Origin of the sequence: Pseudonocardia oceani, assembly GCF_019263585.2 — a bacterium.
Classification (GTDB): Bacteria; Actinomycetota; Actinomycetes; order Mycobacteriales; family Pseudonocardiaceae; genus Pseudonocardia; species Pseudonocardia oceani.
The window spans coordinates 5909965-5927215 of record NZ_JADQDF010000001.1; the positions used below are offsets into that span (position 1 = coordinate 5909965).

At 77.5% G+C, this 17251-nt stretch carries 12 protein-coding genes; 2 read left to right on the forward strand and 10 right to left on the reverse strand.

Annotated elements, in window-relative coordinates; all coding sequences use genetic code 11:
* Nucleotides 1–82: 82 nt before the first annotated feature.
* From I4I82_RS29645 to I4I82_RS29670, 6 genes are all read right to left on the reverse strand, one after another.
* A complete protein-coding gene (locus I4I82_RS29645) occupies nucleotides 83–2782 on the reverse strand; it encodes a bifunctional acetate--CoA ligase family protein/GNAT family N-acetyltransferase (protein WP_218591884.1) in 2700 nt (899 codons plus the stop codon).
* Nucleotides 2783–2875: 93 nt separating this feature from the next.
* Nucleotides 2876–5431 (reverse strand): cation-translocating P-type ATPase, encoded by a 2556-nt coding sequence (locus I4I82_RS29650; RefSeq protein ID WP_218591883.1) that lies wholly within the window; start codon nucleotides 5429–5431, stop codon nucleotides 2876–2878.
* Nucleotides 5431–6318 (reverse strand): universal stress protein, encoded by an 888-nt coding sequence (locus I4I82_RS29655; RefSeq protein ID WP_218591882.1) that lies wholly within the window; start codon nucleotides 6316–6318, stop codon nucleotides 5431–5433. Before I4I82_RS29655 ends, I4I82_RS29650 begins: the two co-directional genes overlap by 1 nt.
* Before the next feature lie 167 nt (nucleotides 6319–6485).
* Nucleotides 6486–9062 carry a cation-translocating P-type ATPase gene (locus I4I82_RS29660; RefSeq protein ID WP_218596266.1) on the reverse strand — a complete coding sequence of 859 codons (2577 nt, stop codon included), beginning with the start codon at nucleotides 9060–9062 and terminating at the stop codon, nucleotides 6486–6488.
* Nucleotides 9063–9117: 55 nt separating this feature from the next.
* A complete protein-coding gene (locus I4I82_RS29665) occupies nucleotides 9118–9966 on the reverse strand; it encodes a universal stress protein (protein WP_218596267.1) in 849 nt (282 codons plus the stop codon).
* Complete coding sequence (locus I4I82_RS29670) at nucleotides 9963–10472, reverse strand: universal stress protein (protein ID WP_218592768.1); 510 nt, start codon at nucleotides 10470–10472, stop codon at nucleotides 9963–9965. Before I4I82_RS29670 ends, I4I82_RS29665 begins: the two co-directional genes overlap by 4 nt.
* 218 nt (nucleotides 10473–10690) lie before the next feature.
* Between I4I82_RS29670 and I4I82_RS29675 the strand changes: the two genes are divergently transcribed.
* A complete protein-coding gene (locus I4I82_RS29675; RefSeq protein ID WP_218592769.1) occupies nucleotides 10691–11491 on the forward strand; it encodes a universal stress protein in 801 nt (266 codons plus the stop codon).
* Between the two features lie 3 nt (nucleotides 11492–11494).
* Here the strand turns inward: I4I82_RS29675 and I4I82_RS29680 are convergent, their stop codons facing one another.
* A complete protein-coding gene (locus I4I82_RS29680) occupies nucleotides 11495–12511 on the reverse strand; it encodes an Acg family FMN-binding oxidoreductase (RefSeq protein WP_218592770.1) in 1017 nt (338 codons plus the stop codon).
* Nucleotides 12512–12725: 214 nt separating this feature from the next.
* Here I4I82_RS29680 and I4I82_RS29685 point away from each other — a divergent pair, with 214 nt between their 5' ends.
* Nucleotides 12726–14426 (forward strand): sensor histidine kinase, encoded by a 1701-nt coding sequence (locus I4I82_RS29685; RefSeq protein WP_218592771.1) that lies wholly within the window; start codon nucleotides 12726–12728, stop codon nucleotides 14424–14426.
* Between the two features lie 47 nt (nucleotides 14427–14473).
* Here the strand turns inward: I4I82_RS29685 and I4I82_RS29690 are convergent, their stop codons facing one another.
* The 3 genes from I4I82_RS29690 to I4I82_RS29700 form a co-directional block, all read right to left on the reverse strand.
* A complete protein-coding gene (locus I4I82_RS29690; protein WP_218592772.1) occupies nucleotides 14474–15130 on the reverse strand; it encodes a response regulator in 657 nt (218 codons plus the stop codon).
* A gap of 72 nt (nucleotides 15131–15202) precedes the next feature.
* On the reverse strand, nucleotides 15203–16663 hold the full coding sequence (locus I4I82_RS29695) for a bifunctional aminoglycoside phosphotransferase/ATP-binding protein (RefSeq protein ID WP_218592773.1): 1461 nt from the start codon (nucleotides 16661–16663) through the stop codon (nucleotides 15203–15205).
* Entirely contained in the window at nucleotides 16660–17097 is a 438-nt protein-coding gene (locus I4I82_RS29700) for a CBS domain-containing protein (protein ID WP_218592774.1), read from the reverse strand. The genes I4I82_RS29695 and I4I82_RS29700 overlap by 4 nt, the downstream gene beginning before the upstream one ends.
* Between the last annotated feature and the right edge of the window lie 154 nt (nucleotides 17098–17251).

The window sequence follows — 17251 nt, forward strand, 5'->3', positions numbered from 1 at the left end:
CGGCCCAATGCTGAGGCGAAAGGTCCCTCGAGGGGGGCCGGAGGTCCCGTGTCCGACGAGATCGACCGGTCGGGGCGGGCCGTCAGATCCGCAGGGCGCGTGTGGCCGGGTCGCCGGGGGACGCGGGTTCGACGCGGATGCGCGCGTCCACGGCGACGCAGCCCCGGGCGGCTACGACCAGCGGGTTGAGGTCGAGCTCGGCGACCTCGGGCAGCAGCTCGGCCAGCTGCCCGACCCGCAGGACGGCGTCGCGGACCGCCTCCCCGTCGATCGCCTGCCGCGCGTCGGGGGAGAACAGGGCGGCGCCCGCCCGGAACTCCCCGAGCATCTCCCCGACGTCGGCGGGGGTGAGCGGGACGAGCCGGTGGGCGCGGTCGGCGACCAGATCGGTGAGCCCGCCCCCGAGCCCGACGGTGACGAGCGGGCCGAACGCCGGGTCGGCGGTCACGCCGACGAGCAGCTCGGGGCCGGGTGCGGCCATGGGCTGCACGAGCAGGCCGCGCAGCCGCCCGCCGAACCGCGCGACGAGCTCGCAGGCCGCTCCCTCGACCGCCTCGGAGCTGTCCAGCCCGAGGCGCACCCCGCCCGCCGCCGCCTTGTGCAGCACCCCGTCGGCGACGGCCTTGAGCGCGACGGGCACACCCGCCTGCACGAACGCGCGGACCGCCGCGTCGGGACCGTCGACGACCGCGCTCCGCAGCACCGGGATGCCGAACGCCTCGAGCACGTCCTCCACGCCGTCGGGTGGCAGCCAGCCGCCCGCCGGGTGCTCCCGCAGGTACCGGGAGACCACGCCGGCGGCGCGGGCCAGGTCGGGTCCGGTGCCCGGAGGGGCCCACGGGGCACCGGCCGGGCGGGCCAGCCACTCCGCGCGCGTCACGGCGTGGGCGAGTGCGGTGGCCGCCGCGGCCGGGTCGGCGAAGCACGGCACCCGCTGCCCGGCGGCACCACCCACCGCCGCGACGTTCTCCGGCTGGGTGGGCCGGACGGCCAGCAGCGGGGTGGCCGTCCGGCGGGGTCCGGCGGCCAGTGCGGCGATCCCGTCACCGGGGTCCCCCAGTGCCGTGGGCACCGTGACCGCGACGACGGCGTCGATCCCGGGGTCGGCGAGCAGGACGCGCACGGCGTCGGCGAACACCGCCGGGGCGACGACGGCGGTCGTGTCCACGGGGTTGCCCACGGCGGCGCCGGACGGGAGCGCCCGGGCCAGCGCGTGCCGGGTCGCCGCGGCCAGCGGGGGCACCGGGAGGCTGCGCGCCACGTAGGCGTCGGCCGTGAGCACCCCCGCCCCTCCGGCGTTGCTGATGACCGCGACCCGCCGCCCAGCGGGCAGGGGCTGCCACAGCAGCAGGGCCAGCAGCTCGGGGACCTCGGACAACCGGTCGAGCGCACTCACCCCGGCCTGGCGGAAGAGCGCGTCGCGCACGACGCGGGGGGTGGCCGTCGCGGCGGTGTGCGAGGCGGCGGCCCGGCGGCCCGCCTCGGAGCTGCCCGACCGAACGGTGAGCACCGGGATCCGGGCGGCGAGGCGCCGGGCGAACCGGGAGAACCGTCGCGGGTTGCCGAACGACTCGAGGTAGAGCACCGCGGCGCGGGTGACGAGGTCGTCGCGCCACCACAGCAGCATGTCGTTGCCGCTCACGTCGTACTTGTCCCCCGTGGACACGGCGGTGGAGGTGCCGGTTCCGAGCCGGCGCAGCGCGTCCTGCACGGCGATGGTGACCCCGCCGGACTGCGACACCAGGCCCACCTCGCCCGCGGCCGCGGTGCCGGGTGCGGCGAAGCCCGCGTCGAGCCGCACGGCCGGGTCGCTGTTGGACAGGCCCAGGCAGTTGGGGCCGACCAGCCGCATGTCGTACTGCCGCACGACCTCCACCAGGTCGTGCGCCGGTCCGGGGTCGCCCGACAGGCCCGAGGAGATCACCAGCAGGGCGCGGACGCCGCGTTCCCCGCACTCCCGCGCCACGGCGGGCACCGTCGCCGCGGGCACGCACACGACCGCGAGGTCGCAGGGCAGGGGCAGGTCGGCCACCGACCGGTGGCACGGCACCCCCTCCACCTCGGCGGCGTGCGGGTTGACCGCGGCCACCGTGCCGGTGAAGCCGCCCGCGAGGATGCTGCGCAGCACGGCGTTGCCGACCGACCCGCCGCGCCGGCTCGCTCCGACGACGACCACGGACCGCGGTCGCAGCATCGGCTGCAGGCTCGCCACGTCGGCCCGCTGCTGACGCTCGGCCAGGGCATCGAGGTACCGGGCGTCGGGGTCGAGGTCCACCTCGACGGCGAGCTCGTCCCGGTCGAGGACGGTCCGGACGGGCAGGCCGAGGTCGGCGAAGACCCGCCGCATGCGGGTGTTCTCGGGCAGGACCCGGGCGGTGAACCGGCGAAGGCCCCGGTGCCGGGCCAGCGAGGCCAGGTGTTCCAGCAGCAGCGTCCCGACCCCGTGCGCCTGCTCGGGGTGCCCGACCGCGAGCGCCACCTCGGCTGCGGCGGGGTCGTCGCCGACCGTGTACTCGGCCACGCCGACGAGGCCCGCCCCGCGGAACGCGCCGATCCATGCCGATCCGGGCCGCTCGACGACGGGCGGGACCGATGTGGTGCCCGCGCTGAAGAACCTCAGGTAGCGGTCCTGGACCGGAAGCTGCCGGTGCAGCTGCGCGACCGCGTCGGCGTCGGCGTCGGTGAGCTCCCGCAGCCTCACCGCGGTCCCGTCGGCGAGCAGGGCGCGCACGGCGCCCGTGACCTCCCGTCGGTCCCTGCGCACGTCCTCGACCTCCGACATCGGCCCCACCTCCGCCACCAGCCTCGGCCGAGCGGTGGGGACGGGGTAGGAGTCGAACGACCCGGCGGGGCGGGGCCGTCGGCCCCGCCCCGCTCAGGTCGCGGTGTGCCGCGCCTCGGCGCGGGCGCGTACGAGCTCGACGGTCTCGATCACGACGGCGGGCACGACGGCGACCGCGACCGCGAGGCCCCACTCCAGCGGCCCGAGCGGCTCGGTGCCGAGCAGGTCGGACAGGCCGGGCAGGTGCACGCCCGCGACGGTCGCGGCCAGGCTGGTCGCCACGGCCGCGAACAGGAACGGGTTGCCCGCGGGCGACATCCGCCAGAACGGCGTCCGGTCCGAGCGGGTGGTGAGGGCGACCCCGAGCTGGGTCAGCGCGAGCGTGGCGAACAGCAGTGTCTGCCACGGCCCGCCGCGGGCGGCCGACCACAGGGCGAGTCCGAGGCAGCCGGCGGTGATGAGCAGGGCGACGCCGACCACGTCGGCCACCCCGCGGCCGGTCAGCAGGCCCTCCCGCGGCGACCGCGGCGGCCGGGTGAGCACGTCGGGTTCGGCCACCTCGGAGCCGATGGCCACACCGGGAAGCCCGTGGGTCACCAGGTTGACCCACAGGATCTGCCCGGGCAGCAGCGGGAGCGCGAACCCCAGGAACGGGCCGACGAGCATCACCAGCACTTCGGCCAGCCCGCCCGAGACCCCGTAGCGGACGAAGCGGCGCACGTTGTCGAACACGCGCCGCCCCTCGGCGACGGCGGCGACCAGGGTGCCCAGGGCGTCGTCGGTGAGGACGAGGTCGGCGGCCTCCTTGGCCACCTCGGTGCCGCGCCGACCCATCGCGACCCCGACGTCGGCGGCACGCAGCGCCGGGGCGTCGTTGACGCCGTCGCCGGTCATCGCGACGAGGTGCCCGGCTCTCTGCCACGCGGAGACGATGTCGAGCTTGCCGGCGGGGTCGGTGCGGGCGTAGACGGCGCGCAGGCCGCGGGCCGGGTCGTCCGGCGGGTCGTCGGCGGCGACGATCCCGACCTGCTCCGCGACCGCGGCCGCGGTGCCCGGGTGGTCGCCGGTGATCATCACCGGGTGGATGCCCGCCGCCCGTGCGGCGAGCACGGCCGGGCGGGCGTCCGGGCGCACGGGATCGGCCGTGGCGAGCAGGCCGAGGGTGCCCAGCGCGCCGGGCCGCCCCACGGCGACGGCGAGCACCCGGTGCCCGCGAGCCGCCCACGCCGCCACGACGTCCTGCGCGGCGCGATCACGGGGTACGACGACCTCGGGCGCGCCCTTGACGATCCGCAGGTCGCCGTGGTCGGTGCGCATGGACCGGTGGACGGCGTCGAAGGGCCGGACCCCGGTGCGCGGCACGGCGGCGCGCAGTGCGGCGACGTCGACCCCGGCGGCGACGGCCGCGCCGACCAGCGCACCCTCGGTACCGCCGCCCCCGGGTGCCGCGTCGCTGGCGAGGACGGCCGCCTCCAGCAGGGCCCGTGAGCCGCGCCCGCCGTCGACGAGCCCCCGGCCGGGCACGGCGGAGCCGTCGAGGTCGCGCTCGCCGTCCTCGGACGTCCACAGGGCCACGCACGCGGGGTGCCCGGTGGTGAGGGTGCCGGTCTTGTCCACCGCCAGCACCGTCACCGACCCGAGCGCCTCGACGGCGGGCAGCGAACGGACGATCGCGCCGTGCTCGGCCATCCGCCGGGTCGCCGCGGCCAGGGCGAGGGCGACGACGGCGGGCAGCGACTCCGGGATCGCGGCCACCGCCAGCGAGATCCCGGCCACGAGCATCAGCTCCCAGGCCTCGCCGCGCAGCAGCCCGAGCACCACGACGAGCGCGCAGGCCGCGACGGCGAGGACGGACAGCCGGCGCCCGAGCGTCGCCAGTCGGCGCTGCAACGGGGTGTCCGGCGCGGTCCGCTCGCGCAGCAGCCCGGCGATGCGCCCGAGCTCGGTGCCGGAGCCGGTGGCCACGACGACCGCCGTCCCGGTGCCGTGCACGACGAGGGTGCCGCCGTGCAGCATCGTGGTGCGGTCCGCGGGCCCGGCCGCGGCGGCGCACACGGCGTCCGGCGACCGGTCCACCGGCTGCGACTCGCCGGTGAGCAGTGCCTCGTCGACCTGCAGCGCGTGCGCGGTGAGCACGCGCGCGTCGGCGCCGACGACGTCGCCCTCGGCGATCCGGAGCACGTCGCCCGGGACGAGGTCGGTGGCGGCCACCCTCTCCGGCGTCCCGCCTCGCAGGACTGTGGCGTGCGGCGTGGCCAGGGCGCGCAACGCCGCGACCGCCCCGACCGCCCGACGTTCCTGCAGGACGCCGACCGTCGTGTTCACCGTGATGACGAGCAGGATCACGGCGCAGTCGGCCAGGTCGCCCACGGCCGCGGTCAGCCCGGCGGCGGCCAGCAGGACGAGGATCATCGTCTCGCGCAGCTGCGCCAGCACGGACCCGGCCAGCGAGCGCGGAGGCTCGTGGGGCAGGTCGTTGGGCCCGGCCACGGCGAGGCGCGCGTCCGCCTCGGCCGCGGTGAGCCCCCGCCCGGGGTCGGTGCGCAGCCGCGCCGCGACATCGTTCGCGGCGAGCGACCACGGCGCCGCGATGCCGGGGAGCCGCGCGTCGAGCAGGGCCGCGGCGTGCCGGGCGGCTGCGCGAGCCATCAACCCGTTCCCGTGCTGCTCGCGGCGCCGTCCCTCGACACCGTCTGCCGGTCGGGCCCGGTCCGGTGGACGACCGTCACCGGGCAGTCGGCGTGCTGGAGGAGCGTGCGGCTCGTGGACCCGAGCACCGCGGCCGCCGCCGCGCCGCGGCCCCGGGTGCCCACGACCACCATCCGCGCGCCGACGGAGAGGTGCAGCAGCTCGGCCGCCGCCCCGCCGTCGCCGGTCCGGAACTCCACGGGCACGTCCGGATACCGCTGCCGCCACGGGTCCAGGGCGTGGTCCGGCGCGGCCGCGGTGCCGCCGCCCCCGACGGCGCCGTGCGCGTGCAGCACGACCAGCGGGCACCCGTGGCGCGACGCGTCGGCGAATGCCGCCTCCAGCACCGGGGCGTCCCGCTCGGCCTGCTGCACGCCCACCACCACGGGACGGTCGCCGGTGCGCGCCGATCCCGGCGCGGTGCGCACGACGGTGACCGGGCAGTGCGCCGCCACCGCGATGGCCGGGGCCAGCGAGGGCACGACGGCGTCGCCGGGGTGCCCGGAGAGCCGGCCCACGACCAGCAGGTCGGCGCCGCGCGAGGCCTCGGCCAGCGCGGTCGCGACGTCCTGCTCACTGCGTGCGGTGACCGCGCGCACCCGGGGCTCGTGCCGCCGGGCGACGGTGAAGGCGCGCCCGAGGATCGCCTCGGCGCGGTCCTGCGCCGATCGGCCGGTGGCGTAGGGCGTCGCGTGCACGATCCGCAGCGCCGCCCCGCGGACGCGCGCCTCCGTGGCGGCCCATGCCACTGCCTGCAGCCCGGTGGGCGTCCCGTCGGCGCCCACGACCACCTCACGCACGGTCGCCTCGCCGACCTCCTCGCTCCGCTCGGTCCGCGTCCCGTCCATCGTCGCCTCCTGCTCCTCCCGCTGTCCGGGAAGTCCGCCTTCATCTCTCGGTCCCACCCTGCTGCGGCCACCGGAGACCGGGGTAGAGCCGTCGTGCCCGGCGCCGCGTGCCGGAGGTCCCGGTCCTGCGCGGCCCGCTCCTGCGCGCCGTCCGGCCACGGGGTGGTTCAGCGGCGCCGGGTGAGGCGCTTGTGGGCGAGGTCGGCCAGGAGCACGGCGGGGACGGCCAGCGCCGCGAGCGCCCAGCCCAACGGGCCCGGCGGGGCGTGACCGAGCAGGCCTGCCACCGGCGGGACCGCGAGGAACAGACCCAGCAGCACCAGTTCGACAGTGACGGCCGCCAGCAGCAGGGGGTTGCCCCGCCACGACCACCCGCCCACGGGACGGTGCTCGCTGCGGCACGCGAACGCGTTGGCGAGCTGCCCGAGCACGACCGCGGTGAACGCGGTGCCGGACGCGACCGCGAGCAGCCCCGCGGGGGCCTCCTGCCCCCACCGCCAGCCGCCGGCCAGCAGCACCGTGACGAACGCGCCCAGCTGCACCGCGGCCTCGGTCGGGCCCAGCACCCCGAACGCGCGCCCGAGCACGCGTCGGTCGATCAGCCGCCCGGTGCGGGCCGGACCCTGCAGCGCCCGGGGGCTGGGGGGCTCGGCACCGAGCGCGAGCGCGGGCAGCAGGTCGGTGCCGATGTCGATGGCCAGGATCTGCAGCACCCCCAGCGCCAGCGGCACCTGGCCGCCGGTGAGCCCCCACAGCAGGAACGGTGCGAGCTCGGCGACGTTGTCGGTGAGGTGGTAGGTGAGGAAGCGGCGGATGTTCGCGAAGGTGGCCCTCCCGTACTCCACCGCGGTGACGATCGTGGCGAAGTGGTCGTCGAGCAGGACGAGGTCGGCGGCCTCGCGGGCGACGTCGGTGCCGCTCGCGCCCATCGCGATGCCGATGTCGGCCTCGCGCAGCGCCGGCCCGTCGTTCACGCCGTCGCCGGTCATCGCGACGACGTGCCCGCGGGCGCGCAGGGCGCGGGCGATGCGCAGCTTGTCCTCGGGCGTGGCACGGGCCACGACGGCGCCGTCGACGTCGACGAGCGCCCCCAGCGCCGCGTCGTCGGCGGGCAGGTCTGCGGCGACGAGCACCGGGCTGCCGGGCAGGGCGATGCCGACCTGCTCGCCGATCGCCCGCGCCGTCGTCGGGTGGTCGCCGGTGATCATCGTGAGGTGCATCCGGGCTCCGCGGGCAGCGGTGACGGCCGCGGCGACGCCGTCGCGGGGTGGGTCCTGCAGGCCGACCAGGCCGAGCAGCCGCAGGTCCGCCTCCGCATCCGCGGGCCCCGGCCCGGCGGCGGGCCCGGTCGCGACGGCGAGGACCCGCAACCCCCGCTGCGCCATCCTCTCGACCTCGGCCGCGGGCTCCCCGCCCGCGCCGGCCAGCGGCAGGACCGCGTCCGGGGCCCCGACGACCAGCGCGGCCGGCCCTGCGGGACCGTCGACCACCGCGAGGGTGCGGCGACGCTGCGGGTCGAACGGGACGCGCAGGCGTTCCGGGTGGCCGGCGGCCTCGTCGTCGGGGTCGCGCCCGCAGCGCAGCGCCAGCACGTGCAGCGCCACCTCCATCGGGTCCCCGATGGGGGTCCGGACGCCGTCGCGCAGCACGGCCCGGCCCTCGGCGCAGCGCGCAGCGGAGACGGCCAGCTCGGCGACCGCGGCCTCCGCACCCGGTTCGGCGTCGACCGCACCGTCGGGGTCGTAGCCGGTGCCGTGGACGCTCGCGGCGCCGGCCGGGGTCCAGACCCGCACGACCGACATCTGACCGGCGGTGAGCGTGCCGGTCTTGTCGGTGCAGATCACCGTCGTCGAGCCGAGCGTCTCCACCGACTCCAGGCGCCGGACCAGTGCGTTGCGGCCCGCCATGACGTGGGCGGCCCGGGCCAGCGACAGCGTGACCGTCGGCAGCAGCCCTTCCGGGACCAGGGCCACGGTGACGCCGACGGCGAGCAGGAACCCGGCGGTCAGGCCCATCCCGAGCCACCACGACAGGGCGAGGAACAGCGCACCGACGGCGACGGCGATCACCGCGATGACCCGCACGACCTGGTCGAGCCGCACGGCGAGCGGGCCCGGCGGCCGGTGGGCCCGCCGGGTCATGGCGGCGATGCCGGCGAGCCGGGTGTGCGCGCCGGTCGCGGTGACGACGGCCCGCGCCTCGCCCTGCGCGACGAAGGTGCCGGCCCAGGCCGTCGCGCCGGCCTCGGGGTGCACCGGCACGCTCTCCCCGGTCAGGGTGGCCTCGTCCACCGCGAGGGCGGCGACGTGCTCGAGCCGCAGGTCGGCGCAGACACGGTCGCCCGCGGTCAGCAGCACGACGTCGTCGCGGACCAGCTCGGCCGCCGGCACCTCGCGCCGCTCCCCGTCGCGCAGCACCGTCACCCGCAGCGGCAGCAGCTCCCGCAGCCGCTGCCCGGCCCGGTCGGCCCGGTACTCCTGCACGAACGCGAACGCCCCGTTCACGACGACGACCACGGCGATCGCGATGCCCAGCTGGGGCATCCCGCCGACCACGGCCAGCCCGGCGGCCACCCAGAGCATGAGCGCGAAGAAGTGGGTGAGCTGACGGACGAACTGCCGCAGCGGCGACGGTGGTCGCGGCGCGGGCAGCGTGTTCGGTCCGTCCGCGGCGAGCCGGGCGCGCGCCTGTTCGGCGGTCAGCCCGCCGGCGGGCCGGGCGGTGGGGGAGGAGGTGGCAGGCATCTTCGGGATCCGGGTCGGGGAGACATCGTGTGCGGCCCCGCACGGGGCCGCACGTTCACACCCGCAGGTCGGACCGGCCGAGCCGGCGCCGGGGCAGCAGCGTCCGTCCGGTCGGCCCCTCCGGGGGCACGACGACGACCGGGCACGGGGCGTGGCGGGCCAGGGTGAGGGCGGGGGAGGGCCGCAGCCGCCCCAGAGCGGCACCCCGGGCCGGGCGGCCGACGACCAGCAGGCGGGCCCGGGTGGCGAGGGCCGCGAGCAGCGGGGTGCACCCGTCGTCCACGACGCGCGTGGTGACGTGCACGTCCGGGTGGGCGAGCACCGCGAGCGCGAGCTGGTCGGCGAGCTCGTGGCGGACCGTGGCGTCGGCGGCGTCCCACCGGGCGATGCGGTCCCCGGTGAGCAGGCCGAGGTCGACCAGCGGGTCGTGCCAGGTGCGCACCGCGATCAGGTCGGCCCCCTGGTCCTGCGCCTGGGCGAACGCGAACGCCACCACCTCGGACTGCGTGGCCGGACCGACCCCCAGCAGCACCGGCCCGGCCGGGTCCCCATCGTCGGTGGGAGGGACGACGAGCAGCGGGCAGTGCGCGGACACGACCAGGTCGTCGACGTGCTCCGACGCGGCCGCGACGACCAGCAGCGCGGCCTCGGCCGCGGCCATCCGCAGCGCCCGGCCGGGCTGCTCGTCACTGAGCTGCGTGGTCACCTCGACGCCGGGTGCGGCGCGCCGGGCGGTGGCGAGGGCGCGGACCAGGGCCGTACGGCGCCCGTCCGGATCGCCTCCGGCGGGGACGAGGACCTGCAGCGACGCGCGGCGGTGGGCGGCCTCGCGGGCTGCCCGGCGCACCGCGGGCTCGGCGGCGTCCGGGGTGGCGTCGAGCGCCACGACGACGGGCGCGCTCACGGCCGTGCCGCGACCGGCTCGCGGTCGTGCGCGGGGCGGACGACGGTGACCGGGCACGGTGCGTGCAGGACGCAGTGCAGGCCGACCGAGCCGAGCACGGCGCTGCGGACGGCGCCGTGGCCGCGGCTCCCGACGACGAGCAGGTCGGCGGTGTGCGCGGCGTGCACGAGCACCTCGCCTGCGCTGCCGGCGACGGCGAGCACCGTGACGGGCGGGGGTCCGGCCACCGCCCGCTCGGCCACCGCCGGCTCGGCCAGTGCCTCGTCCACGATCTCCTGGGTCCGCGTCCGCACGGCGCCGTGCACCTGCGCCGGGGTCTGCTCGACCCGGCCCGCGATGACCGCCCCCTCGGGACCCCACACATTCGGGTCCGGCATGCGGAACGCGGCGACGACGTCGACGCGGGCCCCGCGCCGGGCGGCGTCCTGCAGCGCGAACCGCAGCGCCGCCCGGCCGCCCGCCGAGTCGTCCACGCCCACGACGACCAGTGCACTGCGCCCTTCCATGGGAGCTCCTCCGTCCTGGGGCCGCGGGTGCGGCCCGACACAGGTCGATGGTGCGGTCGCGCCCCTGTGCGGCGGCACCCGCCGGAGGTCCCGGCGAGCTCGCCGAAGGTCACGCGGGCAGGGCTGCGACGGCGACGGGCGCGCCTCCGGGGGACCATGGCGACGACCGGGCGACGACCGGGCGACGACCGGCGACGACGAGGTGAGGAGACGACGGCGTGACGGACGACGACAGGACCGGTATCGGGCCGCTGGTGGTCGGGGTGGACGGATCAGCCTCGGCGGGCGGAGCCGCGGCGTGGGCGGCGGAGCTGGCGGCGGCCCAGCAGGCCCCCGTGCACCTGGTCCACGCGCTCCCGGACGCGGCGGCCGCGGCGCAGCGGTCGGACTGGCTCGACGAGCTCGCCGGCGCCGCGCGGAGCGCGGGGGCCGCACCGGTGAGCGCCGAGACCGTCCGGGGCGCTCCCGCCCAGGTGCTGGTCGACCGGTCCGACAGCGCGCGGATGCTCGTGGTCGGCAGCTACGGCCCCGGTGCCAGGTCCGGGATGCTCGCCGGCGACCTGGCGCTCGAGCTGGTCGGCCGAGCGGGCTGCCCGGTCGCCGTCGTCCGCGGGCCCGCTCCGACGGAGCAGCCCCGCCGCGCCGGACCCGTCGTGGCGGGTGTGGACGGGTCGGCGTCCGGCCGGGCGGCCCTGCTGCTGGGGGCGGAGCTCGCGGTGGCCCTCGGAACCGGGCTGGTGGCGCTGCACGCGCGTCCGGGCGGGTCCACGGCGGAGGCCGCCGCCCTGCTCGACGCGGAGCGCGCCGCCGTCTTCGCCGCCCGTCCCGGGCTCGACGTCGAGTGGGAGGTGGCCGACGACACGCCGCTGCGTCCGCTCCTCGACCGCGCCGGCACCGCGCGCCTGCTGGTGGTCGGCCAGCGCGGGACCGCGCCGCCGCTCACGATGCAGCAGCTGGGTTCCACGAGCCGCGCCCTCGTGGAGTTCGCCCCCTGCCCGGTCGTCGTCGCCCGTACCTGAGGACTACCCCGGGAGGTCGTCCCCGTCGTCGAGCAGCAGGTCCGCCACCGGACGGCGCGGGGTGGCCGCCACCGGCCAGCCGCGGCCGACCCGCAGGACCGCCTGCGGTGGCAGCGGTGCGCCGACGAGGCGGCGCAGCTCGTCGCGGGCCCAGTCCACCTCGATGAGCTGGGAGAGGAACGACACCGCGAGGCCCTCGGCCGTCGCGGTGAGCAGCACGCGCTGCAGCGCCTCGCCTGCTCGCACGTCGGCGTGCGGGCCGCTGAGGTGCGAGGTGAGGACGGCGATCAGCGGGTCGCTCTCGAACTCCTTGCCCGGCACCCGCTCCGGCGCGGCGCCGTCGGTGAAGTCGCGCAGCACCCAGCGGTCGTGCGGTGCCGGTTGCGGTCCACCGGCGGCGACGGGCACCCCGTCGGGCCGTCCGGGCGACGTGCCGGTCCAGCGCCGCAGCTCGTCCCCGAACGCGGGGTCGGCGACCTGCTGCCGGTGGGCGCGGACGGCCAGGCGCTGCAGGATCGCCCGCTCGTCGGGTGCCGTCACCAGGTGCAGCCACGCGCCCTCGTCGGACGCGGCGCGACGCAGCGCGTGCCGCTCCGGTGGGGTCACGGGGACGTCGGTGAAGGGGTGCCGGTTGGTGTGCCGGCGCGGGACGGCCTCGAGCAGCCGGCGCTGCTCGGGAGTCGCGAGGATGCTGCCGCCGCGGCGGATCTCGGCGATCAGGGTGGGGTGCCGCCGGTCGGGCAGGACGGTGACCAGCGGGCGCACGCCGAGGTCGATCAGCGCGAGTCGGAGGGTGAACAGGGCGGCGCCGCACGCCATGCGCAGCTCGCGGTCGGCCGGGTCGACCACCGGGAGGCGGCGCTGCGGGTCGGTGTGCAGCTCGATGAGGTCGGGCCGCACGCGGAACGCCCACGGCTGGGCGTTGTGCAGCGACGGGGCCCGTCCCGCGGTCGCGAGCACCAGCTCGGTCTGCTCGGCGGTCAGATCGAGTCCGGCGGTCGTCCGGGTCGCCTTCGTCATGGTGTCCCTCCTGGGAGTGCGGGCGCCGGAACCGGTGCCGGTCAGCGCAGATCCTGGACGCACCGCACGCTCTGTGGCAGGGCCGTACGTCCCGTCGGGAGTCGTCATCCGCCACCTCGTCGCCCTGGGAACCCGCAGACGGTCGGCGTAGGGTGCCGGGCGCCGCCCGCCGCGGAGGCGCAGGACACGGCGGATCGAGTCGCGAGGAGTCTGCATGGCCCAGGACCGTCCGGAGCCGGTCGCGCCCCCGGTGCTCGCCGGCCTGCGGCTGGACGAGCTGCTGCGCGAGGTGCAGGACCGGCTGACCGAGGTGGTGCACACACGCGACCGGATGCGCGGGCTGCTGGGCGCCGTCCTGGCCGTGGCCGAGGGGCTGGAGCTCGACGCCACGCTGCGGCGCATCGTCCGTTCGGCCGCCGACCTCGTCGACGCCCGGTACGCCGCGCTGGGCGTGCTCGACGCCGAGGGCCGGATCGCGCGGTTCCTGCACGTCGGGCTGGACGAGGAGCTCGCGGCCCGCATGGGGCCGCTGCCGACCGGCCACGGCCTGCTCGGCCAGCTGATCACCGATCCGCGCCCGCTGCGGCTGGCCGACCTCGGCGCCCACACCTCCTCGGTCGGGTTCCCGGAGCACCACCCCCCGATGCGGACATTCCTGGGCGTGCCGGTGCGGGTGCGCGACTCCGTGTTCGGCAACCTCTACCTCACCGAGAAGGCCGGGGGCGGGGAGTTCACCGCCGACGACGAGGCGATCGTGCAGGCCCTGGCCGCGGCGGCGGGTATCGCCGTGCAGAACGCCGACCTGTTCGAGCAGTCCCAGCTGCGGCTGCGCTGGCTGGAGGCGTCGGGCGAGATCCGCAGCGAGCTGCTGTCGGGGGCGTCGGAGGACGACGCGTTGGCGCTCATCGCGCAGCGGACCCTGGAGCTCACCGGCTCGGTCACCACCCTCATCGCGCTGCGCGGCGGCCCGGACGGCGACCTGGTCGTGCGCGGGCGCAGCGGGCGCGGCGCCGGGCCCCGGCTGGGCCGAACGCTCCCGGGGGGGACGGAAGCGCTCCGCGAGGTGTTCGAGGGGGGCGCGCCGGTCGTGCTGAGTGGCCCCGCAGGTCTGGTGGACGAGCAGGCGGGCGAGGACCTCGGATCCGCCGTCGCGGTGCCGCTGCGCAGCGACGGCGTGGTGAACGGGATCCTGGTGGCGTTCCGCGGCCGGGGGGAGGCCGCGTTCCGGCCGGCGGAGGTGCCGCTGCTGTCCTCGTTCGCCGAGCAGACGACGCTCGCGCTCGAACTGGGCGAGCGCAACCGGGCCCGGCGCCAGCTCGACGTGTTCGCCGACCGCGACCGGATCGCCCGAGACCTGCACGACCACGTGATCCAGCGGCTGTTCGCCACGGGGATGCAGCTGCAGGGCACGCTGCGCCGGGCCGTGGACCCGGCGGTCCGGGAGCGGCTGGAGCAGGCGGTCGACGCCCTGGACACCACGGTGCGCGAGATCCGCACGTCGATCTTCGACCTGCACACCGCGGGGGAGACCGACGGCGGGCTGCGCCGGCGGCTGCTCGACACGGCCGCGGACGCCGCACGGGGGTCGGGCCTGTCCCCGGCCGTGCGCATCGACGGGGCGGTCGACACGCTGGTGCCGCCGGCGGTGGCGGTGCACGCGGTGGCGGTGGTGCGCGAGGCGGTGAGCAACGTGGTGCGCCACGCGGGGGCCCAGTCGCTGGCCGTCGAGGTCCGCGCCGATGCGGGGGAGCTGGTGGTCGAGGTCCTCGACGACGGCGTCGGCATCGGGCCGGGTGCGGCGCGCAGCGGACTGGTCAACCTCGAGCAGCGGGCACGCGAGTGCGGCGGTGGGTGCACCGTCGGACCCGGCCCGGCGCGGGGCACGCGGCTGACCTGGACCGTGCCCCTGCCCTGATCGGGCGCCGCCCTGATCGTTCGCCGCTCTGATCCGGGTCGTCGGTGTCAGGACCGGCCGCGCTGCTCCCGCCGGTGCTCGGTGGCGTACACCGCGGCCTCGGTGCGGCGGGCGAAGCCGAGCTTGTGCAGCAGGGAGGAGACGTAGTTCTTGACCGTCTTCTCGGCGAGGAAGAGCTCGGCGCCGATCTGGCGGTTGGTCATGCCGTCGGCGATGAGTTCGAGGATGCGCTGCTCCTGCGGGCTCAGTGAGGCGTAGCGGGGGTCCTCGGGCTCTTCGCCCTTGCGCAGCCGCTCGAGCACCAGCCCGGTGGCGCGGGGGTCGAGCAGCGACCCGCCCGCGGCGACGGTGCGGACCGCGCCGACGAGGTCGATGCCGGCGACCTGCTTGAGCAGGTACCCCGCCGCCCCGGCCATGATCGCGCCGAACAGCGCCTCGTCGTCGGAGTAGGAGGTGAGCATGAGGCAGGCGGGTGGCGGGTCGACGGCGGCGCGGACGTCGCGGCAGACCGAGATGCCCTCCCCGTCGGGCAGGCGCACGTCGAGGATGGCGACGTCGGGGCGCAGCGCGGGGATCCGGGCCATCGCCTGCGCGGCGGTGCCGGCCTCCCCGACGACGGTGATGTCGTCCTCACCTTCGAGGAGCCCGGCGATGCCGCGGCGGACGATCTCGTGGTCGTCGAGCAGGAACACGGTGATGGTCACCGGCAGACGGTAACGCCGCCACCCCGGTCGGCGCAGCGCCGTGCGGCCCGTACCGCCGGGACCTTCGGCCCGTCAGCGCTCCTGCCAGGCCGCGCTCGCCCGGTCCAGGGCGGCGGCCGGCCCGGACGAGGTCGGCACCACCACCGCGTCGGGCCAGGGGTCGGCCGCCGCGGCCATCGCGGCGGCGACCTCGGGAGTGGCGTCGGACGGACCACCGGTCCGCTCGAGGATGCGCCGGCGGGCCAGCACCTGCTCCGCGCTGCACCGCAGGGCGATCAGCGGTGTGACGGCGCGCCGGGCCACGGCGTCGGCCCGGTCGCGGTGGCGCGCCGCGGTCCACGAGGCGTCGAGCACCACGGACTCGCCGCGCGCGAGCAGGGCCTCCGCCCGGCGCAGCAGCTCGGCGTAGACCCGGTCCGTGTGCTCGGCGCGGTAGAGACCGTCGCCGAACGCCGCCGCCGCCGGGCTCTCCGGGTCCACGCCGGCGAGCTCTTTGCGTACGCGGTCGCTGGAGAGCACGACTGCGCCGAACCGGTCGGCGAGCCCGTGCGCCAGCGTGGTCTTCCCGGTGCCCGGCAGCCCGCCCACCAGCACGAGCCGCACCTCGCCCGCCTCGAGCCGGTGCAGCGCCAGCGCGGCGTGCGCGGCCGCGTCGGCCGCGGCGGCGGGGCCGCCCTGGTCGTGGCGGAGGCAGGCGACCTTGGCCCGCACGACGGCCCGGTAGGCGACGTAGTGGTGGCGCAGCGCCGTGGGGGCCGGGTCGCCGGAGAACTCGGCGTAGTCGTCCAGGAAGGTCGCGGCGAGGTCCGGGCGGCCGAGGTGCTCGAGGTCCATGGCGAGGAACGCGGCGTCGTCGAGCCCGTCGACGTGCCGCAGCCGGTCGTCGAACTCCAGGCAGTCCAGCACGCGCGGCCCGTCGTCGAGGCAGAACACGTCCTCGGCGATCAGGTCGCCGTGCCCGTCGACGATGCGGTGCTGCGCGACCCGGTCGGCGAGCAGCGGCCCGCGGCCGGCGAGGAAGCGGTGCACCCGTTCCCCGATGTCGTCGACGACCTCCGGGGCGAGCACGCGGCCGCGGTAGGGGACCAGCTCCGCCAGGTTCGCCGTCCACCGGGCGGTCAGCGCCGCGGCGCCGCCGTCGGCGTCGATCGCTGCACTGCGCTCGGCGCGGGCGTGGAACGCGGCGAGCAGCCGGGCCACGGCCCGGAGGTCGCCTCCGACGTCGGCGCCGGAGCGCACCCGTTCGGCCAGCCGGCGCTCGTCGGGCATCCGGCGCATCACCAGCACGGGCTCGCCGCCGTCCGCCGTCTGCTCGCCGAGGCTCGGCCCGGTGAGCCGGGCGATGCCCAGGTACACGTCGGGGGCGACGCGTCGGTTGAGGTCGAGCTCGCGCTGCAGTGCGTCGGACCGGCGGCTGGCGGTGCTGAAGTCCAGGAACGCCGTGCGCACGGGCTTCTTCGCCTTGTAGGCGCGGTCACCGACGAGCACGACGACCCCGACGTGCGTCTCGCGGACCGCGGCAGGCGGAGTCACCGGGCGCCCGCGGGGCCGGGCGCGTCGGCGAGGGAGACCACCAGGTCGGTCGCGGTGAGGATCCCGACCAGCCGCTCGTGCTCCATCACGAGTACGGCGTCGGTGCCCGCCGCGACCATCGTCCGCGCCGCGGTGGACCGGTGGGCGGTCGACGGCAGGGCCGGCACCGGACGCGCGAGCGTGCCGACCTGCGCCGGCCCGCCCACGGCGACGGCGTGCACGAGGTCGGTCTCACCGATCATCCCGAGACAGCGGTTCCCGTCGACGACGGGGAGGTGGCGCAGCTGCTCGACGGCCATCAGGCGCAGCGCCGTGTGCAGCGGCGCGTCGGGCGTGATCGCGACGACGCGGGCGGTCATCAGGGTCGCGATGCGGGGGTCGTCGTCGAGGGTCTCGGGCGGTGCGACGCGTCCGTCGTGCAGTCGGGTGGTCATGGTGCGCCTCCGGTGTGCGGTGCCTGTGTCGGTGTCAGCGTGTCGCGCGCGTCGCGTCGCGTGGCAGGGACGAACGGCCCCGGCGCGGTGGCCGCCCGGCCCCTCCCGCGCCGCCCGCCCGGGGCCGACGCTCGGGGTGCCGGGAGGAGGCGCG

Excerpts from the sequence above, each read along its gene's own strand:
- I4I82_RS29670 (WP_218592768.1), bottom strand. The coding sequence starts at position 10,472 with ATGGAAGGGCGCAGTGCACTGGTCGTCGTGGGCGTGGACGACTCGGCG.
- I4I82_RS29660 (WP_218596266.1), bottom strand. The coding sequence starts at position 9,062 with ATGCCTGCCACCTCCTCCCCCACCGCCCGGCCCGCCGGCGGGCTGACC.
- I4I82_RS29680 (WP_218592770.1), bottom strand. The coding sequence starts at position 12,511 with ATGACGAAGGCGACCCGGACGACCGCCGGACTCGATCTGACCGCCGAG.
- I4I82_RS29700 (WP_218592774.1), bottom strand. The coding sequence starts at position 17,097 with ATGACCACCCGACTGCACGACGGACGCGTCGCACCGCCCGAGACCCTC.
- I4I82_RS29655 (WP_218591882.1), bottom strand. The coding sequence starts at position 6,318 with ATGGACGGGACGCGGACCGAGCGGAGCGAGGAGGTCGGCGAGGCGACC.
- I4I82_RS29645 (WP_218591884.1), bottom strand. The coding sequence starts at position 2,782 with ATGTCGGAGGTCGAGGACGTGCGCAGGGACCGACGGGAGGTCACGGGC.
- I4I82_RS29650 (WP_218591883.1), bottom strand. The coding sequence starts at position 5,431 with ATGGCTCGCGCAGCCGCCCGGCACGCCGCGGCCCTGCTCGACGCGCGG.
- I4I82_RS29685 (WP_218592771.1), top strand. The coding sequence starts at position 12,726 with ATGGCCCAGGACCGTCCGGAGCCGGTCGCGCCCCCGGTGCTCGCCGGC.